The organism is Mesorhizobium sp. WSM4832 (assembly GCF_055811115.1).
This window is the reverse complement of sequence record NZ_JBVVQH010000025.1, coordinates 1-16,111: the sequence shown is the minus strand read 5'-3', so window position 1 is coordinate 16,111 and position 16,111 is coordinate 1. Positions and strand designations below refer to the sequence as shown.

The following is a 16,111-nucleotide window of genomic DNA, read 5'->3' as shown; positions in this document are numbered from 1 at the left end:
CTTGAGGTCGCCTACGATGCTGGAAGGGCGCTGCATGCTGCTGCAAAAGCAAGGAATGAGCACGGATTGGAGCACGATGGCTGGCCAGGGTGCTCCGCTGTCTGATGGCCCCCAGGTAGAGTGCTCGCCGCCGGAGGGGCTCCGCCTCGCGCAATGCTAAAGTATGTTGCCGATCAGGTCTGCGCCGACCTCGGAACGTTCGCGCTCTATGCGCGCCGTGAAGAAGCCCGTCGCGACCACGCCGCGCGCTCGATGATTATCTGGATACAAAGAGCGTGACGGGGAGGACCGTCAAGCGGCGCTACTGGCTGCGACTCGAGCGGCAACAATATCCGGCGATAGCGTCGGGATTGCGAAGCCATCGCGGCGTCCTTTCGGGAACACGGTTCCCTGCTTCCGATGACCGAGACGGTCGAGCGAGTAGGGCTCGCGGGCCGCTCGATTGCTCGTCGGCGGGCAGAGAGAGCGCTGATCGAAGAAATTTCGGTCGATATCAACTTCCGCTGCCGCTTCCCGCATTCACCGAGGCCGTCCAATGGCCCGCCCTTCACAACAGCGATCCGGCAAGCCTCTGGATGCGAGAGGTGTTGTTACAGGAGGCGTCTCGAATGATTTCTCCCCGGGACGCCAAAGGGCGTCGCAGGCGCCCCTGATTTGCTCCCGCGTCTCACGCCGCCAGTCGCGTCAATAGGCCGTGTCGGACCAGATCGATGCTCGCGGCAAGTGCGCCTGCGAAGTCGTCGAGCGGGTGGGCTGCATCGACAAACGGTGCGAATGAGAAGGGGCCACCATAACCGCCATCAAGCAGCGCCCGGATCTGGCTGCCATTGTCGGAACCTGCCAGGACGCGATCCGGGTAGATCCAGTGGATTGGATCGTTCACTCTTGAAATGTGCACGAGACCGGTCAGGTCGCAGGAGAAGAAGGCCTCCCCGGCGAGCGTGTGGTGGAACGTGTCGTGCACGAGGCGGAAGACCGACTGGCCATCAACAGCGGCAATGGCCTTAGCCGCTTCGTTCTTCGATCGAAGCGAGCAGGTCTGGAAGCCCAGCGGCTCGATGAGACCGATCAGACCGCGCGACTGGAGGATCGGCTTGAGCGCCTTCAAGGCGACGTGGAGATCGCCGCGGCGCTCGCCATTGGCTGGCCAGGAGCCGTCGTTGACCGGCACCAGCATGAGCATCTTGGCTCCGCAGGCCGCCGCATAATCGGCGAGCTTGCTCGCCTCGGCCTTGCGGGCGGGTGTCCACTCATTGAAGCGCTGCAAGGCATTGACGGAAATAATCCCAACGCCTGCTTCGGCGGCGGCAGACCGGACGACCGCCGCCGGGATGCCGAGTGCAATAGCATTGCTACGCGGTTGGCTGCGGATCTGGACGTCGGTCAGCCCCTGGTCACGGGCAAAAGCGAAAAGTGCCCTAACGTCGAGTCCTGGCGTCGCCATGTGGTCGAGTGCAAAGCGGGGCGCTGCTTGGCGCATGGCTTGGCTTTCCTTCAATGAAGCGGCCGTCATTCTCGGCTGACTGGCTTCTATGGTGCGTTAATTCACGAGGGCGGAAATGATGGTCATGCGGGAAGCGAGTCAGTCGAAGTCGTCTCTGTCACGCTATGTTTTTCTCTCACTTATGAGCCGACTTTCACGCGACGGGTGTTGCCGCGACTTCTGAGAAATGACCGGAATACGTGCATGACCGAAGCTGCCTCGCAGCCATTCATCTGCTTCCTCATAGTAATCCGCCAATCAAGCGCGCAGGCAATCCTTCCGCCGCGGAAAGCGGGAGGGGTGTACATCGCGAAACTTCTTGCGTAGCCAAGTCAAATACTGGCAATCTGGCCCGTTGGACACCGCCAGTCAGAAGCTATCGAAGTGGTCCAGTTGGTGAAGGATGGCACTGCGCGCCGGATCGTCGTGACGATCAAGGAGCATATCCACGGGGGGTGTGCGAGCCGAGGGGCTGCGGTCTTCGCAGCCGAGTGGTGGGGCGTAATCCCGCAAACGGTGACGGCTGCCTAGGACCCCAGCTCTCGCCGAAGGCTACGGGATGCAACCCTATTCAACTGCGGCGGTCAGTGCTCCTTGGCTAAAGCGAAGAGTACGCCGAGCCCTTGCAATGCCGACCAGCCGTTCACGGAGGCGCGGTGGCGCGCCCGAGCGATCTCCAATTCTTTTCCCAGCGGGAAAGGCTCTCGTGTAGGCCCAAAAGCGCATAGCCGGCACGGTATGGTCGCCGGAGATAGCAGCGGGCCGCCCCATCCTTGCGGAACCAGCTCTGGATTAGCGACTTGCGCCGCTGCGATCACCTTGATCTCGGTTGTAGCAGGTGGCAGCAGCCGTTCAGCCAACAGCGGAGCCGACCAGTTCGTCCGAAGTCGACAAAGCGCTTGTCCGCAGTGCGTAAACCGGCCTGTAAGCCTTCATAAGCTAGACCATACAGGTCCCGGATTTCAGTGATGTTCTGGAAGGGGGCGAATTTCATATCCGCAGGCATCTAATGCCGGAATCAGATTAGACAGCGCCATAACGGTCTGGTGGCGCAGACTGGCTTGAGTGCTCCGTCTCGACTCGTCGGGAGGGCAACCGTCGTGCAGGAGCACGATTGCGCCGGGCCGGACCGCGGCGAGCACTGCATCGACGATCGCGTCGGCGCCGGGGCGCGACCAGTCTTTCGGGTCTATCGACCAATGAAGGGCGGCCAGCCCGGCGATCTCTGACGCAGTGAACACTTCTTCGCTCCAGGCGCCGTATGGCGCGCGAATGTAGCGGATCGAGGCCTGCGGGCATGCTGCCATAATGGCACGGTTGGCTTCAAATACCTCACGTTGCACTTCACCCAAGTCGCATTTGGACAAATCCGGATGAGACATCGTGTGATTGCCTACCACATGCCCTTCCGCGATCATTCGCTGGATGAGATCCGGGTGCTCTGCGGCGTAGGCACCGATGACGAAGAAAGTCGCGGGCACCCGATTTTGCGCCAGCACATCGAGTATCTGTGGCGTGAAAAATGGATCGGGACCGTCGTCAAAGGTCAGATAAACGCTCCGACGGCCGGTTCCATCAGCGCATTCACTCTGCACCTCCCATCTTTCATCACGGTGTTTCATAGCTCCGGATCCTTACGGTCAATTGTTGTACCGGCCGGCCATTCGCTCATCGGCCTCGCAATCGGCCTAGGCACGAGGAGCACGTGGTCAATGCGCGAGACGGCAGTTCGAGGTTCGGCACTCCTGAGTGGACCGTACGCGAACGTCGACGCAATCGCCGCCCCGCCGTCTCTGCAGGCCCCTCAAATTGGTTGCGCAGCGCGTGCCCCGCCGTGGCGAACGCAGCGGATATGGAACGCAAAATGAATTGCTGGTTCCGAGTCGATCAAGATGCGGACACGCCGGGTACACGCCCGGCGTGTCGTAGCCGATCGCCCGAAGCACCAGGCCAACCTCGATTGGCTTCGAACAGCTTTGAACTAAAAGGCTAGTCCTTGATAGGTTTTTTGGAAGAAGTCGGAGCGTTTGACATGATCGGCTGCTTGCAATTGATTTTCCCAGCACAACCTCCACCGCATTTGAGAGCGCATGGAAAACCTCGACTTGTTGTTGATCCCTGAGGTAGGCGCCTACGCTCCCTGAGGGAGCTTGTCGCGAAGAGCCGACATGCTCCTCGGGGCCAACGCATGCATCGACAAACACCTTAGGGCTGCATCCTTGAATTCTTCCTATGCGACGTCCTTTCCAATCCGCAAAATCGATTGTTTCGATGACAAGCATTCACGTTGCGGATACATGAGGCAAAGGCCTTGATCTGAACCTCCTGGTAGTGCGACGCACCGGCCGAGCGCAACGTCAAGGGGCAAGTAGCATCAACCCAAGTAAGCCGGCCATGAGCGCGGCCGTTGCACAATTGTTTCGGCGATGAACTGTTTACGATGAGCACCCCGCGAACGTGCCCTACCCCCGCGTGCGGGAACCGTCAGCGTCTCAGAGTTGAGCGACGACGTCCCGCAGCATGTCGACGCCTCTTTCGATCTGCCGGATGCTCAAGGCGGAATAGCCCATGACAAGCCCGACGCGATCGGCCTCGCCGGCTCTCGACTGCCGATAATAAAGCGGGGAAATGGGGTGCAGACCCAGACCCGCGGATTGCGCGGCTTCGACCAACGCCGTTTCGCGCGATCGCGGCAGGTCGTTGAACCATATGACGACGTGCAGTCCAGCTTCTGCCCCTTGGACGGCAATCCTATCTAGAAACCTCCGTTTCATGGTGGTTAGCAACACCTCCCGGCGCTCGCCGTTAAGGCGGCGCACGCGGCGCACATGGTTTTCATAGCTGCCGCTCTCGATCAGGGAGGCCAATGACTCCTGCTCCGCCGCCGGAGAATGCCGGTCGGCAAACTGCTTGGCGGTTTCGAAAACCTGCTGCAATTCCACCGGGACGACGAGATAGCCGATGCGCAGCATCGGTGAGAGCGTCTTGGAGATGGTCCCAAGGTAGATGACGGCCCCATGATCCTGCAGGCTGTGCAGCGGGGGAACGGGGCTGATATCGTAGCGGTATTCGCTGTCGTAGTCGTCCTCGATGACGTAGGCGCTCTCGTGGCGCGCCCATTCCAGAAGCTGATGCCGCCGCGCGATCGGCATGACGCCGCCGAGCGGAAACTGATGCGACGGCGTCGCATAGGCCAGCCGGGCCGCGACCCCCGCCAGTCGCTCCGTCTGCATGCCGTGCTCGTCAACCTCGACGGGAACGGGCGTGGCACCTGTACTGGCAAAGACCTGGCGCGCCATCCTATAGCAGGGGTCCTCGATGACGAAGCTGTCCCCTGGGTCGAGCAGCAGGCGCGCGCAGAGATCGAGCCCCTGCTGGGAACCATTGACGATGACGATCTGCTCAGGGTCGCAGCGCACAGTGCGGGCGCGCCAGAGATAGCCCTGAAGCGCCTGGCGAAGCCGGCGCGAACCGCACGGATGGTCGTAGGCGAGCCGTGCCGGCCGCTGCGCCATCGCCGCGTTCATAGCGCGCTTCCAAACCGATGCAGGGAAATCTGAGGGCGCCAGGTCGCCATATCGGAAATCGACCTTCAGCGTGTTCGGCAGGTAATCCGGCCAGGGCGGACTGCCACGCAGCCGCTCGCCATAGCTTGACAAGTGATCCGGGCCGACCCGTTTTGGGGCATTGGCGGTTAGCTCATGTCCCAGCAGTGAGGATGTGACACGATGGCGTGCGCCTTGACGGACGTCGATGAAACCTTCCGCAGCCAGCTGCTCGTAGGCAGCGGTAACGGTCGTTCGCGAGACCCCAAGTTCCTCGGCGAGACCACGTGAGGACGGCAGTAGGCTGCCGCTGTCGTAGATGCCTCTCAGTATCTGTTCGCGAAGCGCTTCGTAGATCTGGCGCGCACCCATGCCGTACGAACGGGTTGAGCCATCGGGACCTGGAGACTGGACCATTTCTTTTCCTGCAACTGAATCAGTTTGCAGCCACTCTTTCCGAAAGCCAAGAGCACACTCCGAGGCCCGTCCACCGATCCAAGACTGATAAACTGGCACAGTTTGCGAACGGCCAATTCGGCTACCCGCGCGATCCATCATTGCTACGATGCGGCTGGTTTTTTCAGGAAACCAATCGCATCACCGGAACGAAACCGGTAAGTGGCGACAAGATCGACCAACGGCGAGGCGCCCCGTCGTGCGCGCCTTAGGCTTGGCGATGCCGACAGTCTGATCAATCACTCGGCCGGCTTGGCCCGCGTCCGCCAGACATCGGAGTCTGCGCCGCCTTATCGCCTGGCTTTATGCCGCCACGGATCGCTTTAACCCAAACTGTTCGCTTCACAGCCTCACCGACCAAATCCCTCTCGACATCAATGGTTTTAACCTCGACGTCCAATGCGCCTGACGAATCGAACAGCTCGCTTGGCCACCCCCTCATTCGCTTTCCTCGACACGGGCGATGACGCGCTCGACGCGGCTCCAACTGCCGGCTCGGCACCAGTCGATGACCTGCTGACTGCAATAAATGCCTGCCGGCCTGGATCAGGATCCGGGTGTTCGGCCAATTGCTCCGGATCTCCGCAGCAGCGGCATGTCATATGGTGCTTGACACGCCGGTATTTCGGCAGCCGTTATCGGTCGTGCAGGCTTGGCATCAGTTTTGGTGGGCGCGAGCAGCTTGCGAGGGATGCATCCGAACGTGGCGCTGCTCCCACAATCGTCGCAGCTCTCCTGTGAGAGCGTCGCGCTGGGCTTGATCCTGCGTAATTGTGTCGAGGAGATCCGCGAGGACGGCTTCGCCTTCGATCCGCGTCAGCAGATCGAACAAGTCATGTGAAATACGCGCACAGTCACGGTGATCCGTTCGGATTTCGCAGACGGTCTCGTGGCGATCCTGCGCCGTGTATTCGCGGACTTTATGCAGGGATACATAAGGCGGCAATGAAACCGCGAGCGCAGTCCAATCCTGCAGCGTTGCGGCCCGTTTTTTGACGAGGTACGGCCCGACCACAAGTCCATCCAGCTCTGTCGTCAGGAACGTGGCAATCGAGTCTGCAACTGAATCTACGATCGGCTCGGCATTGTTGTTAAAGGACGTATTGAGCAGAATTGGGATGCCTGTCCGCTGCTTGAAGGCATTGATGACGTCCCAGTAGGCCGGACTGGCTTTGCGCGAGACTGTTTGCAGCCGAGCCGTACCGTCGACATGCGTGATGGCGCCGAGCAAATCACGCTTGGAATCGTGCACACGAACCACGAAATTCATGAAGGGAAATTCGCACGCACTACCCGGGAGATCGAAAAATTCGCGCGCATCCTCCTCCAACACGGATGGGGCGAACGGGCGATATCCTTCCCGCTTCTTGACCATAGCGTTGATCCGGTCTTTGTTTGAAGCGGGCCTGGGGTCGGCAAGAATGCTGCGATTTCCGAGCGCTCGCGGCCCGAACTCCGAACGACCTTGCACCCAGCCGATCACGGCGCCACCGACCATCCACTCGGCTGCCCTATCCGCCACCTCCTCGGTGCGTTCAAACTCCAGGTGCCCCGCCCATGCCTTTAGTTCCTCTTCGACGGCGTGATCGCTCGCGAGTTCCGGCCCCCAATAAACCTCCTGCAATCGCGCACGCGGCGCGGGGCGGCCCAGCTCGTTAGACACGATTAGTGCTGCGCCTAATGCGCACCCGGCGTCATGCGATGCTGGCTGCACGAAGATGTCTTCGAAAAGTCCTGAATAGAGCAGCTTGCCGTTCATGGAGCAATTGTGCGCAACTCCGCCGGCCAGGCACAACCGAGTCATCCCGGTGGCCTCACGATAATGGCGAAGAATGTGAAACACGATGCGTTCGAGCGCTTCCTGTAACGACGCACTCACGTCCTTATGCTGCTGAGTGAATGGCATTCCCTTTTGCCGGACCTGAATGCTGCGGAGCAAAGTCGGACCGATGCGGTCCAGGTGGACGCGATACGCGCCGTTTGCGGAGAGTTCATAGAACTGCTCGAAAAGCTCGCGATAGGGAGCGGGATCGCCGTAGGGGGCAAGCCCCATTACCTTGTATTCGTCGAACAAGCCGTAGCCGAGATACCGGATCGTCTCGAGATAAAATTGCCCCAGAGAATTGTTCTCCGGGAAAGTCGCGAGTTGCGTAATTTCAGTACCAGATCCTACCGCCACAAGGCCCGACAGGAAATCACCAGAGCCATCAACCGCGAAGATCAGACTTTGCTCGAAGCCCGACATTGCGAAAGCACTCACGGCGTGCGCCTGATGATGACTTACGAATGAGATACGCGAAGGGTCGATCTCGGTACCGAACTCCTGCGCCAGCAGCCTCTGCATCAACAGTCTGGCATCCAACGGAATGGAGGCGTCCGGCTGGGAAGCAAGCATGTTTTCGAGCATGGCGTTGCTATAATCTTCGCTGGCGTAGAACGCTACACGATCGATTTCGCTGAGCTGAACCCCAGCTGCTGAAAGACAGTATTGAGCCGCACTAATTGGGAGCTTGTTGGAATGTTTGATCCGATTGAGGCGCTCCTCTTCTACGGCCGCAATGACCTGTCCGTCCCGGACGAGCACCGCAGCGCCATCGTGCATGAACGAGTTTGGAATCTGAAACCTGTTTTCATAGACTTTGTCCAATCCGCCGTTCAATCCTAGACACAGCATCTCGCTCTCCATTTGTCGTACAGGAATACTAAATTGGCCTATCTCGAGGCCGCTCGGTCAGAAAGAAGGCCGCGTTGTCGTTCGCCCGGCGAACGCCACTCAGACATTACTGACCACAAGGAAATTCTCTTGGGTCCGCCGGGATCAACATAAGACCCTGTGCTCGATACCCCGGGCGTTCCATAGCGTTGTGAGATCGAATCGACGCCAGCCAAAAACCTTCGCGGCGCATGCTGGCGATGTCGTTTTTATTTGCGTCCATAGCGCATAGTTTATCTCCTTCTCTCTCGCGTCAGCGCATCAGTCGGCGGCGCAACAGCGCCATCGAGAGGAAGAATGGCAACAGAGCGTACAGGCCGAGCACACCGATGTGCAGGGCCATGCCGCTGATCGGGCGATCAAGCATTACCGGACGAATAAGCTCGATCGCATGTGCCAGCGGCATGCATCGCGCTATCTGCTGAAAGGTGGCAGGCAGCTGGTTCAATGGGAAGACGGCGCCCGACAGGAACAGCATGGGTGTAAGGATAAGCGTCTGGTAGAATACGAAGTAATCGTAGCTGGGCGAAAGTGCGGTGACGACCATCGCGATGCTGGCAAATACGAACCCTGTCAGAGCAATGAATGGCAGCGCATAGAGGACGGACGGCCAGGCTGTATAGCCCAACCCTGCGGTGACAATGGTAATTGCCATACCGGCCAGGAAGGCCTTGGTGGCTGCCCACGCCAGTTCACCCAGAACGATGTCGCCGAGGGTAACGTGCGTATATAGCATGGCTTCCCATGTGCGTTGAGAATGCATGCGAGCGAAAGCCGCGTACAGTGTTTCGAGGGTAGAGGCGGTCATCGCACCGACCCCGACCATGCCGGCCGCCAAAAAGGCGATGTAGGGCGCACCGTCGACGCGGCCGACCATTATGCCGAGGCCGGCACCGAGGCCGAAAAGGTAGATCATTGGATCGGCGAGGTTACCGAGAATCGCGACGAACGCGACCTTCTTCCATGCCAGATAGTTGCGGCGCCACACCGCAACCCAGTTCCACGCATTGGCGGGCAGCACCGCCGCAAGACCTTCAATCATCGTTCACTCCTCCATCTCGCGACCGGTCAGCCGCAAGAAAACATCCTCGAGATTGGCTGGACGCAGAAGAAGGCGCAGATTTGGTCGCCCCTGGAGTTGTGTGCGCACCTGATCAGGGTCTGGCGCATAGCAATAGAGGGTTTCGCCGCTGATCTCGATGCGCTGAGAATGTGGCTTGACCAGCGAATGCAACTCATGCGGATCGCCGCCGTAAATCTCCATGACCTGGCATCCGATATGCTCGTCGATCAGCGCCTGCGGGCGGCCTTCGGCGATGTAGCGACCCCTTTCGAGCACGCACAGCCGATCGCATAATCGCTCAGCCTCTTCCATGAAATGCGTCGTCAGGATAATCGTCTTGCCGCGCGCCAACAGGGCGCGCAGCCGCTCCCAGATCAAGTGGCGCGCATGCGGGTCGAGGCCGGTGGTCGGCTCGTCCATCACGATGAGCTGGGGGTCGTTGATCAACGCCCGCGCCATCGTCAGGCATCGCTTCATGCCGCCGGACAGTTCCGAGACGCGCGCATCCGCCTTGCGCTCGAGGCGAGCGAACTCGAGAAGCGACGGGATGACCGCTTCGCTCTGGCGTGTGCTCATGCCGAAGTAGCGGCCGAACACCAGCAGGTTCTCGCGTACGGTGAATTCCTGGTCGAGATTGTCGAATTGCGGGACCACGCCGATGCCCCTACGTGCCAGCCGAGCGCGCGCCGGCACCGGGACGCCGAGCACCGTGATCGCGCCGGCGTCAGGGCATGTCATGCCGAGGAGCATACGCGCAATCGTGCTTTTGCCCGCCCCGTTTGGTCCGAGGAGGCCGAAACACTCTCCCGACGCAACGGTGAACGACAGTTCGTCGACAACGACCTTGTTCCCATACGACTTGGTTACGCCGGCGAAATCGACTGCCGCGGTCGACAGAGAGTCAGGCACGGCGCTCTTCGCGCTTGTTTGCCCGTGAGACTCCCGTTCGATCGGAGGAGTCTCGATGCGCCGCAAATCCTCTGGGTCCAACTTCCGACTCAACACTTGATCTTTCTGGTCCTGGCTCAAGACTCTTCCACCTGCGATCACGTGACTATCGCTGTTCGCTGTAAGTTGCGTCAGATCCCACCAAGGCGGGCTTTGAAATGGCGCCGCCGGTGTTTGGCACATTGGCCGCAGAGCTTCGCGACAACCAATCGCTATTGCTCAATGTACACAGCGCGTATGCTTTCAATGGGAGCAAGAGAAAGATGTTGATGAGTGTGTGGAGCGAGAATCCGAGAAATCGAACTTGGCGCGCACGAAACGCTGCCACGCTGCAGCGAACCATAGTCATGACCGCAATCGTCAGGCATGCCGTCCAAGGCACAGTACCTGTCGTTACGAATTGCGCGAGTCCCGCCAGGAGCGACAAAGAGAGCAACAATGGGCCAAGATTCTGCCCAATCACGTCCAATGTGAGATAAATATTAAGGCCGCGCAGCAGGTTGAGCGCCAGCAACGTGTCACGGAACGTGCTCCGGGCCCAGCGAAGCTGTTGGCGCAGATAGGGACCCATGCTGTTGGGAACGACTGTTGCCGCGATGGCCTCCGGGACATACTCTGTTCGAAAGCCTGCTTTCAGCATCAGGATCGTAAGGTGGCGGTCCTCACCGAAGTCGCTCGGCTTGCCTCGAAAGCGCTGCGTCTCGTACTGATCCAGCAGCGAAACAAGCGCGGATCGCCGGTACATGGCACACGGACCGCAGCAACACATGACGGCACCGAACCGAGCCTGCGCTGCCCGCTCTTCGTTGCAGGCGAGCCAGTATTCCATGTCAATCAACCGCGTCAGCCAAGTTTCACTGCGATTGCTAGCAGCCAACTGGCCCATGGCGGCACCGATCGCTTGATCTTGCATCTTTAGCGCAAGCCTTGTGACGACGTCCGGCGCAAGTATCGTGTCCGAATCTACATTGAGCACCAAATCTCCGGACGATCGGCGAACCGCCGCAATCTGTGCCTTGCGCTTTCCGACATTCTTTGGGAGCGCAATGAAGTTGAACCTCGGGTCGTGCGCGTATTCCTCGTGTACACCTACGAGGGCATCGCGGTTTCCAGAACCGTCATCAACAACATAGACCTGCAGTTCTCCGTCATAATCCTGACTGGCAATGGAAGCCAGGCAGTCCGAGAGGGTGCGAGGTGCCTCGTTGTAGCACGGGATAATGACATCGACGCTCGGCCAAGGCTCACAGTCGGCCGGTTCGTCCGCGGTCGGCGGTACGTTTGCAGGCAGGGTATAAAGCACCTGCGCGGTCTTATAGACGGTCGACAGCAGCGCGTAAGAGCAGATGGCAACAGTACTGGCAGAGGCAAATAGGTTCATGAGATGTCAGGTTCTTCAGTGAATTTGAGGAAGCGAGCGGACAACAAATCCGCGGCCAATGCTGGATTCGGGCCGATCAGCGATGAGGGGCGGGTCGCGCTGGCTGATATGATTGCGGGAGTTCTTCATAGCTCTGGACCGTTCCGATCGATCAAAGTGCCGGCTGGCCACTCGCTCATTGAGCGTCCAATTGGGAGCACCATGACGAGTACGTCGTCGTCGACTCGGGTGGGAGGCAGATCGGGGTACACGTCCGGGTGGGTTGAACGCACGCGAACGCCCGACACAATGCTCGCCAAGCCTTTACGGCAGAACCTGCCAACATGATTCCGGAGGGCGTGCCGAACCGTGCCGAAAGCGAATGGAACGCCAAGCTGCTGCAGCACCGGATACATCGCGCTGATCGAATGGGCGATTCCCAGCCCCTCAAGATCCGCACGCACCCCGTATAGACCGAGTTCAGCGACAAGCAGATCAGCGTCGCCAACTTTGATGTATCGGCGCAGCACGCCCAGGTGAGCCGCCACCCCGTGCACATCATAGCCAATGGCGCGGACCTCTGGCCTTGCACCGGCCCAACTTCGACCGCCTGCGAATTGCTTTGCACTAAAGGCTCCGACAGGCTCATAGACCTTCCGGAAGAACTCAGAGAGTTCGAGGTGATCGGAAAGCCGCAACTCATTTTCCCAGCACAACCTCCACTGCACGTCAGAGCGCATGGGAAGACTTCCTCTTTTCGGGTTCTTTTGTGCACCTGACGCGGTGGTGCGGCGGCGGTGCATGTCATGTGAGCGGTCTATGGACGACGCGCCCAGATTGGTAAAATTGATTGTTTAGATCGCGAGCATCCACCCTGTGGATGTTAGAATCATGCGTTTCGAAGGCCCATGATTTGAACCTTCCGGCCGTGCTCGATTGGCCCATAAGGCGACGGCAACGAGGCAGCTGTCGGTGACAGAACCTGCTCCAAGAGCGGCCCGCCGGGGGGTGGCAGCGCCTCGTGCCGAAGCAGCGATCTAGTGGAGGATGGGCCCGACTGAATCTTCGCGACTTGGCTGCTCTTGACGAGACAATGCATTTGCATTACCTGTCATCAGAATCGTGAAAGTCAGAACTCAGGAGGCTGACATGGTTGCACTCGCTGAGGATGTTTCGAAGCTCACCGATCGCTATCAGACGACCGTACCGAGCGGCGTGCGAAAGCAGTTGCGGCTTAGGAAGGGCGATCAGATCCGGTATTTCACAGAACCGAGCGGTCGGGTCTATATCGAGGCAGTGCGTGAGATTGCCGACCCGGCGCTCGGCGCCTTCCTGGATACCCTTGAGGCGGATATAAAAGCTCACCCCGAGCGGCTGAAGACGTTCGAGGGGGGGCTCTATGATCGGTTAAAGGCGTTGGTCGGGGATGTCGATGTTGATCTCGACGCAGCACTGTCTGCCGATGACGAATGACAAGACCAGGCGCCCCAGCGAGTGGTCCCCTCGTCATAAATGGGTGGTCGATCTATGCGCATTCGCTCTTCCTCGATCAACTCGAAGAGTTGATCGAGGAAGTCGAGAACCGTAAGGCGCGCGATCCGGCAAATTATCGGAAAAAGAATTGCACCAAGCGGCTGGCCGCAATTGCCAGACTGGTGACGACAGATATTCCGAGCGAACCCGGCGCGGCGCAATATCGACAGGGTGAAACCCTGGGCAGCAACCGCAAGCACTGGTTCCGAGCGAAGTTTTTTCAGCAGTATCGTTTGTTTTTCCGGTTTGATAGCGCCAGCAAAATCATCGTGCTGGCCTGGGTGAACGATGACGAGACATTGCGAGCCTATGGTAGCAAGACAGATGCCTACGCGACTTTCAAAAGCATGCTAAGCAGCGGCAATCCTCCTGACGATTTCAATGCGCTGCTAAAAGCTGCAAAGGCCTCGACAGAACGGCTCAAAGCGGTTGTCAAAACCGCCACGGATGACTAGCCAGGGACTGTACCAGCTCGAAGCGACGGTGTTGGTCGGCGCTTTACAAACTTGGTCCGCGAACTTCGTTGCCTTTCATGCGGATCGAATACGATAAATCCGGTCCTCTCGAGCGTGAAACCCGTTCCAGCTCGATCGCAATACCCTGGTCGACACCGATGCACATGGTGGCGAGCGTGAGTTTGCCACCGCCTTCGCTCAGCTCGAGCGCTGCCGTGCCGGTGATGCGCGGCGGACATGCCGAGCGGGTGGCCGCGCACAATCGCGCCACCGTTCGAGTTGACGTGCGCGGCATCCTCGGCGGTGCCGAGTTGGCGGAGCACCGCCATGACTTGCGAGGTGAAGGCTTCATTCGATTCGACGACATTGAATAGATCCTGGCGAGGGCAAGGCGAGCGCAGAGTTTCCGCCGGCGCCGGGCCGACGCCCATGATGTGCGGCGCGACGCCAGCCGTCGCGCCGCCAACGATGTGGTCGATCGGCGTCAGTCGATGTTTCTTTGCTGCCTTCGCGTGATCGGCACTGAGAAGTCTTACACCGACACGTTGTGGAACGATCTACTTGTCGCCATGCCATGTGCCGTTTTGGCAGGTAGGATGCCTCTGTCTTCGCCATCGAGTGGCAAGAGCTGCTGGGCTTATGTGCTTGAACGCGCGGCCGAAAGACTTGATCCGGGCGTGTATTGTTCTAGGATGAAGCTAAGTGGCAGGGGGTGGGGTTCATGACTGCAACTTTGTTTTCTGATATTTTTTGGCTGAGCGTCATGAGAAACTCGCCGCTTTGAGGTGTTGCATGACAGGACAATACAAAAGGCCGCTGGATTGTCCCGGGCAGCCTTGTTTCTTCGCGCTACTAGAATACGCGCGGCGCTCCAAGCAAGGTTGACCTATTCTGCGGCCTTCGGGAAGGCGATCGCCAGCTCGTCGAGCAACCCCGGCCTCACGGAGGCCTCTACAGTGGCACCGACGGTCTTGCCGCGCCGGAAGACCCGACGGAAGAATGCATAGAAGCGGCTGTTCTTACCACGCGTGAACACCATCAGCATCGAGGGCGTCACCACCAGCGTCAGCAAGGTGGCGAAGGACAGGCCGAACACGATCGCCGAGGACAGCGAGATCCACCATTGCGTCGACGGCGCGTTGATCGTCGTCTCGTGATGGAAGATTTCGAGGCCGAGGCCGAAGGCGATCGGCAGCACGCCAAGGATCGCCGACACCGCCGTCAGCACCACCGGGCGGGCGCGCTCGCGGCAGGTCTGCAGCACCGCATCCATCTTGTCCCAGCCTTCTTCGCGCAGCCGGTCATAGGTATCGATGAGCACGATGTTGTTGTTCACCACCACGCCGGCGAGCGCGATGACGCCGATGCCGGACATGACGATGCCGAAGGCTTCGCCGGTCAAAAGCAATCCGAGGAACACGCCGATCGTCGCCATGACCACGCAGGACAAGACCAGCCACACGCTGGTGAACTTGTTGAACTGCGCAAGCAGCACCAGGAAGATCAGGAAGATCGCGGCGCCGAAGGCCTTGCCGAGGAAGGCGCTGGCTTCCGCGCTGTCCTCGTTGGAGCCGGCAAGCTTCCAGCGGATGCCGCTGCCAAGATCCATGTCGGTGACCGCCTTGGTGACCTGCTCCTGCACCGCCGCGACCTGCGCGCCGGCGCTGACATTGGCCTGCACGACCACGGTGCGCGCGCCGTCGATGCGGTTCAGGATACCAACGGTCGGCTCGGGTTTGCGCACGACGAAGTTCGAGATCGGCACCGACCCTTGCGAGGTCTGCACCCTGAGCTCGTCGAGCGTCGACAGCGTGCGCCGGTCTTCGGGCAGGCGCAGACGAATATCGACCGCGTCGTCGGCGCCGGCCGGCCGGTATTCGGAGAGCTTGAGGCCGTTGGTCACCAGTTGCACCACCGTGCCGACCGAGGTCGGGCTGATGCCGTATTGCGCCGCCTTGGCGCGATCGACCTCGATCGCCCAGTCGACGCCGGGCGGCGGCAGGCCGTCGGAAATGTCGATGACGCCGGGCACCTTGGCGATGCGTGCCGCCACCGCGCGCGCCTTGTCGTCGAGCCCGGCCGGATCGGCGGCCGACAGCCTGATCTGGATCGGCTTGCCGGTCGGCGGACCGGCTTCCGGCACACGCACCTCGACATCGACGCCGGGAATGCCGGCCATGACGCCGCGCAGGTCGTCGAGGATCTGGTTGGCGGACTTGCGCTCGCGCCAGTCGACGAACTCGTACTGGATGACGCCGACCACGTCTTCCGGGATGTCCTGGCCGCCGCCTTGGGTCTTGCCGACGCGCGTATAGACCGATTTCACGCCCGGCCAGCCGAGCAGCCGGTTTTCCGCCGTCTTCGTCGCCGCGTCCATTTCGGCCAGCGAAAGGTTGCCGCGGGCATGCACATAGAGCAGGCCGTAGTCAGGCTCGACGCTTGGGAAGAACTCGACGCCGGCGCCATATTTCGAATAGTCGAAGCCGACGCCGACCAGAAGGCCGACGGTGAGCAGGATGACGGTGATCGGGAAACGCACCGCCTGCTTGACCACG

Annotated in this window: 13 protein-coding genes and 3 pseudogenes; 4 read left to right on the top strand and 12 right to left on the bottom strand. The window is 60.0% G+C overall.

Annotated features, from left to right (window positions below):
- Positions 1–111 precede the first annotated feature (111 nt).
- Together AC0L2L_RS28370 and AC0L2L_RS28365 are read left to right on the top strand one after the other, a co-directional pair.
- Positions 112–492, top strand: a pseudogene (locus AC0L2L_RS28370) (DUF4158 domain-containing protein); the annotation flags it as partial.
- Positions 493–494: 2 nt separating this feature from the next.
- Positions 495–653, top strand: a pseudogene (locus AC0L2L_RS28365) (LysR family transcriptional regulator); the annotation flags it as partial.
- 14 nt (positions 654–667) lie between these two features.
- Here the strand turns inward: AC0L2L_RS28365 and AC0L2L_RS28360 are convergent.
- The 10 genes from AC0L2L_RS28360 to AC0L2L_RS28315 form a co-directional block, all read right to left on the bottom strand.
- Entirely contained in the window at positions 668–1,480 is an 813-nt protein-coding gene (locus AC0L2L_RS28360; protein ID WP_473583194.1) for a TIM barrel protein, read from the bottom strand.
- A 965-nt stretch (positions 1,481–2,445) separates the two neighbouring features.
- Positions 2,446–3,105 (bottom strand): chitooligosaccharide deacetylase NodB, encoded by a 660-nt coding sequence (gene nodB, locus AC0L2L_RS28355; RefSeq protein ID WP_473583193.1) that lies wholly within the window; start codon positions 3,103–3,105, stop codon positions 2,446–2,448.
- Positions 3,102–3,179 (bottom strand): hypothetical protein, encoded by a 78-nt coding sequence (locus tag AC0L2L_RS28350; RefSeq protein ID WP_473583266.1) that lies wholly within the window; start codon positions 3,177–3,179, stop codon positions 3,102–3,104. The genes nodB and AC0L2L_RS28350 overlap by 4 nt, the downstream gene beginning before the upstream one ends.
- A 285-nt stretch (positions 3,180–3,464) precedes the next feature.
- Complete coding sequence (locus AC0L2L_RS28345; protein ID WP_473583265.1) at positions 3,465–3,563, bottom strand: hypothetical protein; 99 nt, start codon at positions 3,561–3,563, stop codon at positions 3,465–3,467.
- 412 nt (positions 3,564–3,975) lie between these two features.
- Positions 3,976–5,445 (bottom strand): MocR-like pyridoxine biosynthesis transcription factor PdxR, encoded by a 1,470-nt coding sequence (gene pdxR / locus AC0L2L_RS28340; RefSeq protein ID WP_473583192.1) that lies wholly within the window; start codon positions 5,443–5,445, stop codon positions 3,976–3,978.
- Between the two features lie 697 nt (positions 5,446–6,142).
- Positions 6,143–8,158 carry a carbamoyltransferase family protein gene (locus AC0L2L_RS28335; protein WP_473583191.1) on the bottom strand — a complete coding sequence of 672 codons (2,016 nt, stop codon included), beginning with the start codon at positions 8,156–8,158 and terminating at the stop codon, positions 6,143–6,145.
- A gap of 292 nt (positions 8,159–8,450) precedes the next feature.
- The gene (locus tag AC0L2L_RS28330) at positions 8,451–9,239 is read right to left on the bottom strand and encodes an ABC transporter permease (protein ID WP_473583190.1); all 789 of its coding nucleotides are present in this window, start codon (positions 9,237–9,239) and stop codon (positions 8,451–8,453) included.
- 3 nt (positions 9,240–9,242) lie between these two features.
- Positions 9,243–10,265, bottom strand: a complete 1,023-nt coding sequence (gene nodI, locus AC0L2L_RS28325) for a nodulation factor ABC transporter ATP-binding protein NodI (protein WP_473583264.1) — start codon at positions 10,263–10,265, stop codon at positions 9,243–9,245.
- A 49-nt stretch (positions 10,266–10,314) separates the two neighbouring features.
- A complete protein-coding gene (gene nodC, locus AC0L2L_RS28320) occupies positions 10,315–11,589 on the bottom strand; it encodes a chitooligosaccharide synthase NodC (protein ID WP_473583189.1) in 1,275 nt (424 codons plus the stop codon).
- A 125-nt stretch (positions 11,590–11,714) separates the two neighbouring features.
- The gene (locus tag AC0L2L_RS28315; protein ID WP_473583188.1) at positions 11,715–12,308 is read right to left on the bottom strand and encodes a NodA family N-acyltransferase; all 594 of its coding nucleotides are present in this window, start codon (positions 12,306–12,308) and stop codon (positions 11,715–11,717) included.
- 409 nt (positions 12,309–12,717) lie between these two features.
- On the opposite strand from AC0L2L_RS28315, the gene AC0L2L_RS28310 reads away from it, so the two are divergent.
- Positions 12,718–13,041, top strand: coding sequence for a type II toxin-antitoxin system PrlF family antitoxin (locus tag AC0L2L_RS28310; RefSeq protein WP_473583187.1), 324 nt, complete (start codon positions 12,718–12,720; stop codon positions 13,039–13,041).
- The gene (locus tag AC0L2L_RS28305) at positions 13,038–13,556 is read left to right on the top strand and encodes a type II toxin-antitoxin system YhaV family toxin (protein WP_473583186.1); all 519 of its coding nucleotides are present in this window, start codon (positions 13,038–13,040) and stop codon (positions 13,554–13,556) included. Before AC0L2L_RS28310 ends, AC0L2L_RS28305 begins: the two co-directional genes overlap by 4 nt.
- Before the next feature lie 118 nt (positions 13,557–13,674).
- Here the strand turns inward: AC0L2L_RS28305 and AC0L2L_RS28300 are convergent.
- Both AC0L2L_RS28300 and AC0L2L_RS28295 read right to left on the bottom strand, forming a co-directional pair.
- Positions 13,675–14,068, bottom strand: a pseudogene (locus tag AC0L2L_RS28300) (3-oxoadipyl-CoA thiolase); the annotation flags it as partial.
- Positions 14,069–14,442: 374 nt separating this feature from the next.
- Positions 14,443–16,111 (bottom strand): efflux RND transporter permease subunit (locus tag AC0L2L_RS28295; RefSeq protein ID WP_473583185.1); only part of this gene is annotated, 1,669 nt, incomplete at its 5' end.

Bases quoted from the DNA above. Each gene is read 5' to 3' on its own strand.
- nodC (WP_473583189.1), bottom strand. From the start codon at position 11,589: ATGAACCTATTTGCCTCTGCCAGTACTGTTGCCATCTGCTCTTACGCG.
- AC0L2L_RS28345 (WP_473583265.1), bottom strand. From the start codon at position 3,563: ATGCGGTGGAGGTTGTGCTGGGAAAATCAATTGCAAGCAGCCGATCAT.
- pdxR (WP_473583192.1), bottom strand. From the start codon at position 5,445: ATGGTCCAGTCTCCAGGTCCCGATGGCTCAACCCGTTCGTACGGCATG.
- AC0L2L_RS28335 (WP_473583191.1), bottom strand. From the start codon at position 8,158: ATGCTGTGTCTAGGATTGAACGGCGGATTGGACAAAGTCTATGAAAAC.
- nodB (WP_473583193.1), bottom strand. From the start codon at position 3,105: ATGAAACACCGTGATGAAAGATGGGAGGTGCAGAGTGAATGCGCTGAT.
- AC0L2L_RS28310 (WP_473583187.1), top strand. From the start codon at position 12,718: ATGGTTGCACTCGCTGAGGATGTTTCGAAGCTCACCGATCGCTATCAG.
- AC0L2L_RS28360 (WP_473583194.1), bottom strand. From the start codon at position 1,480: ATGCGCCAAGCAGCGCCCCGCTTTGCACTCGACCACATGGCGACGCCA.
- AC0L2L_RS28315 (WP_473583188.1), bottom strand. From the start codon at position 12,308: ATGCGCTCTGACGTGCAGTGGAGGTTGTGCTGGGAAAATGAGTTGCGG.
- AC0L2L_RS28305 (WP_473583186.1), top strand. From the start codon at position 13,038: ATGACAAGACCAGGCGCCCCAGCGAGTGGTCCCCTCGTCATAAATGGG.
- AC0L2L_RS28330 (WP_473583190.1), bottom strand. From the start codon at position 9,239: ATGATTGAAGGTCTTGCGGCGGTGCTGCCCGCCAATGCGTGGAACTGG.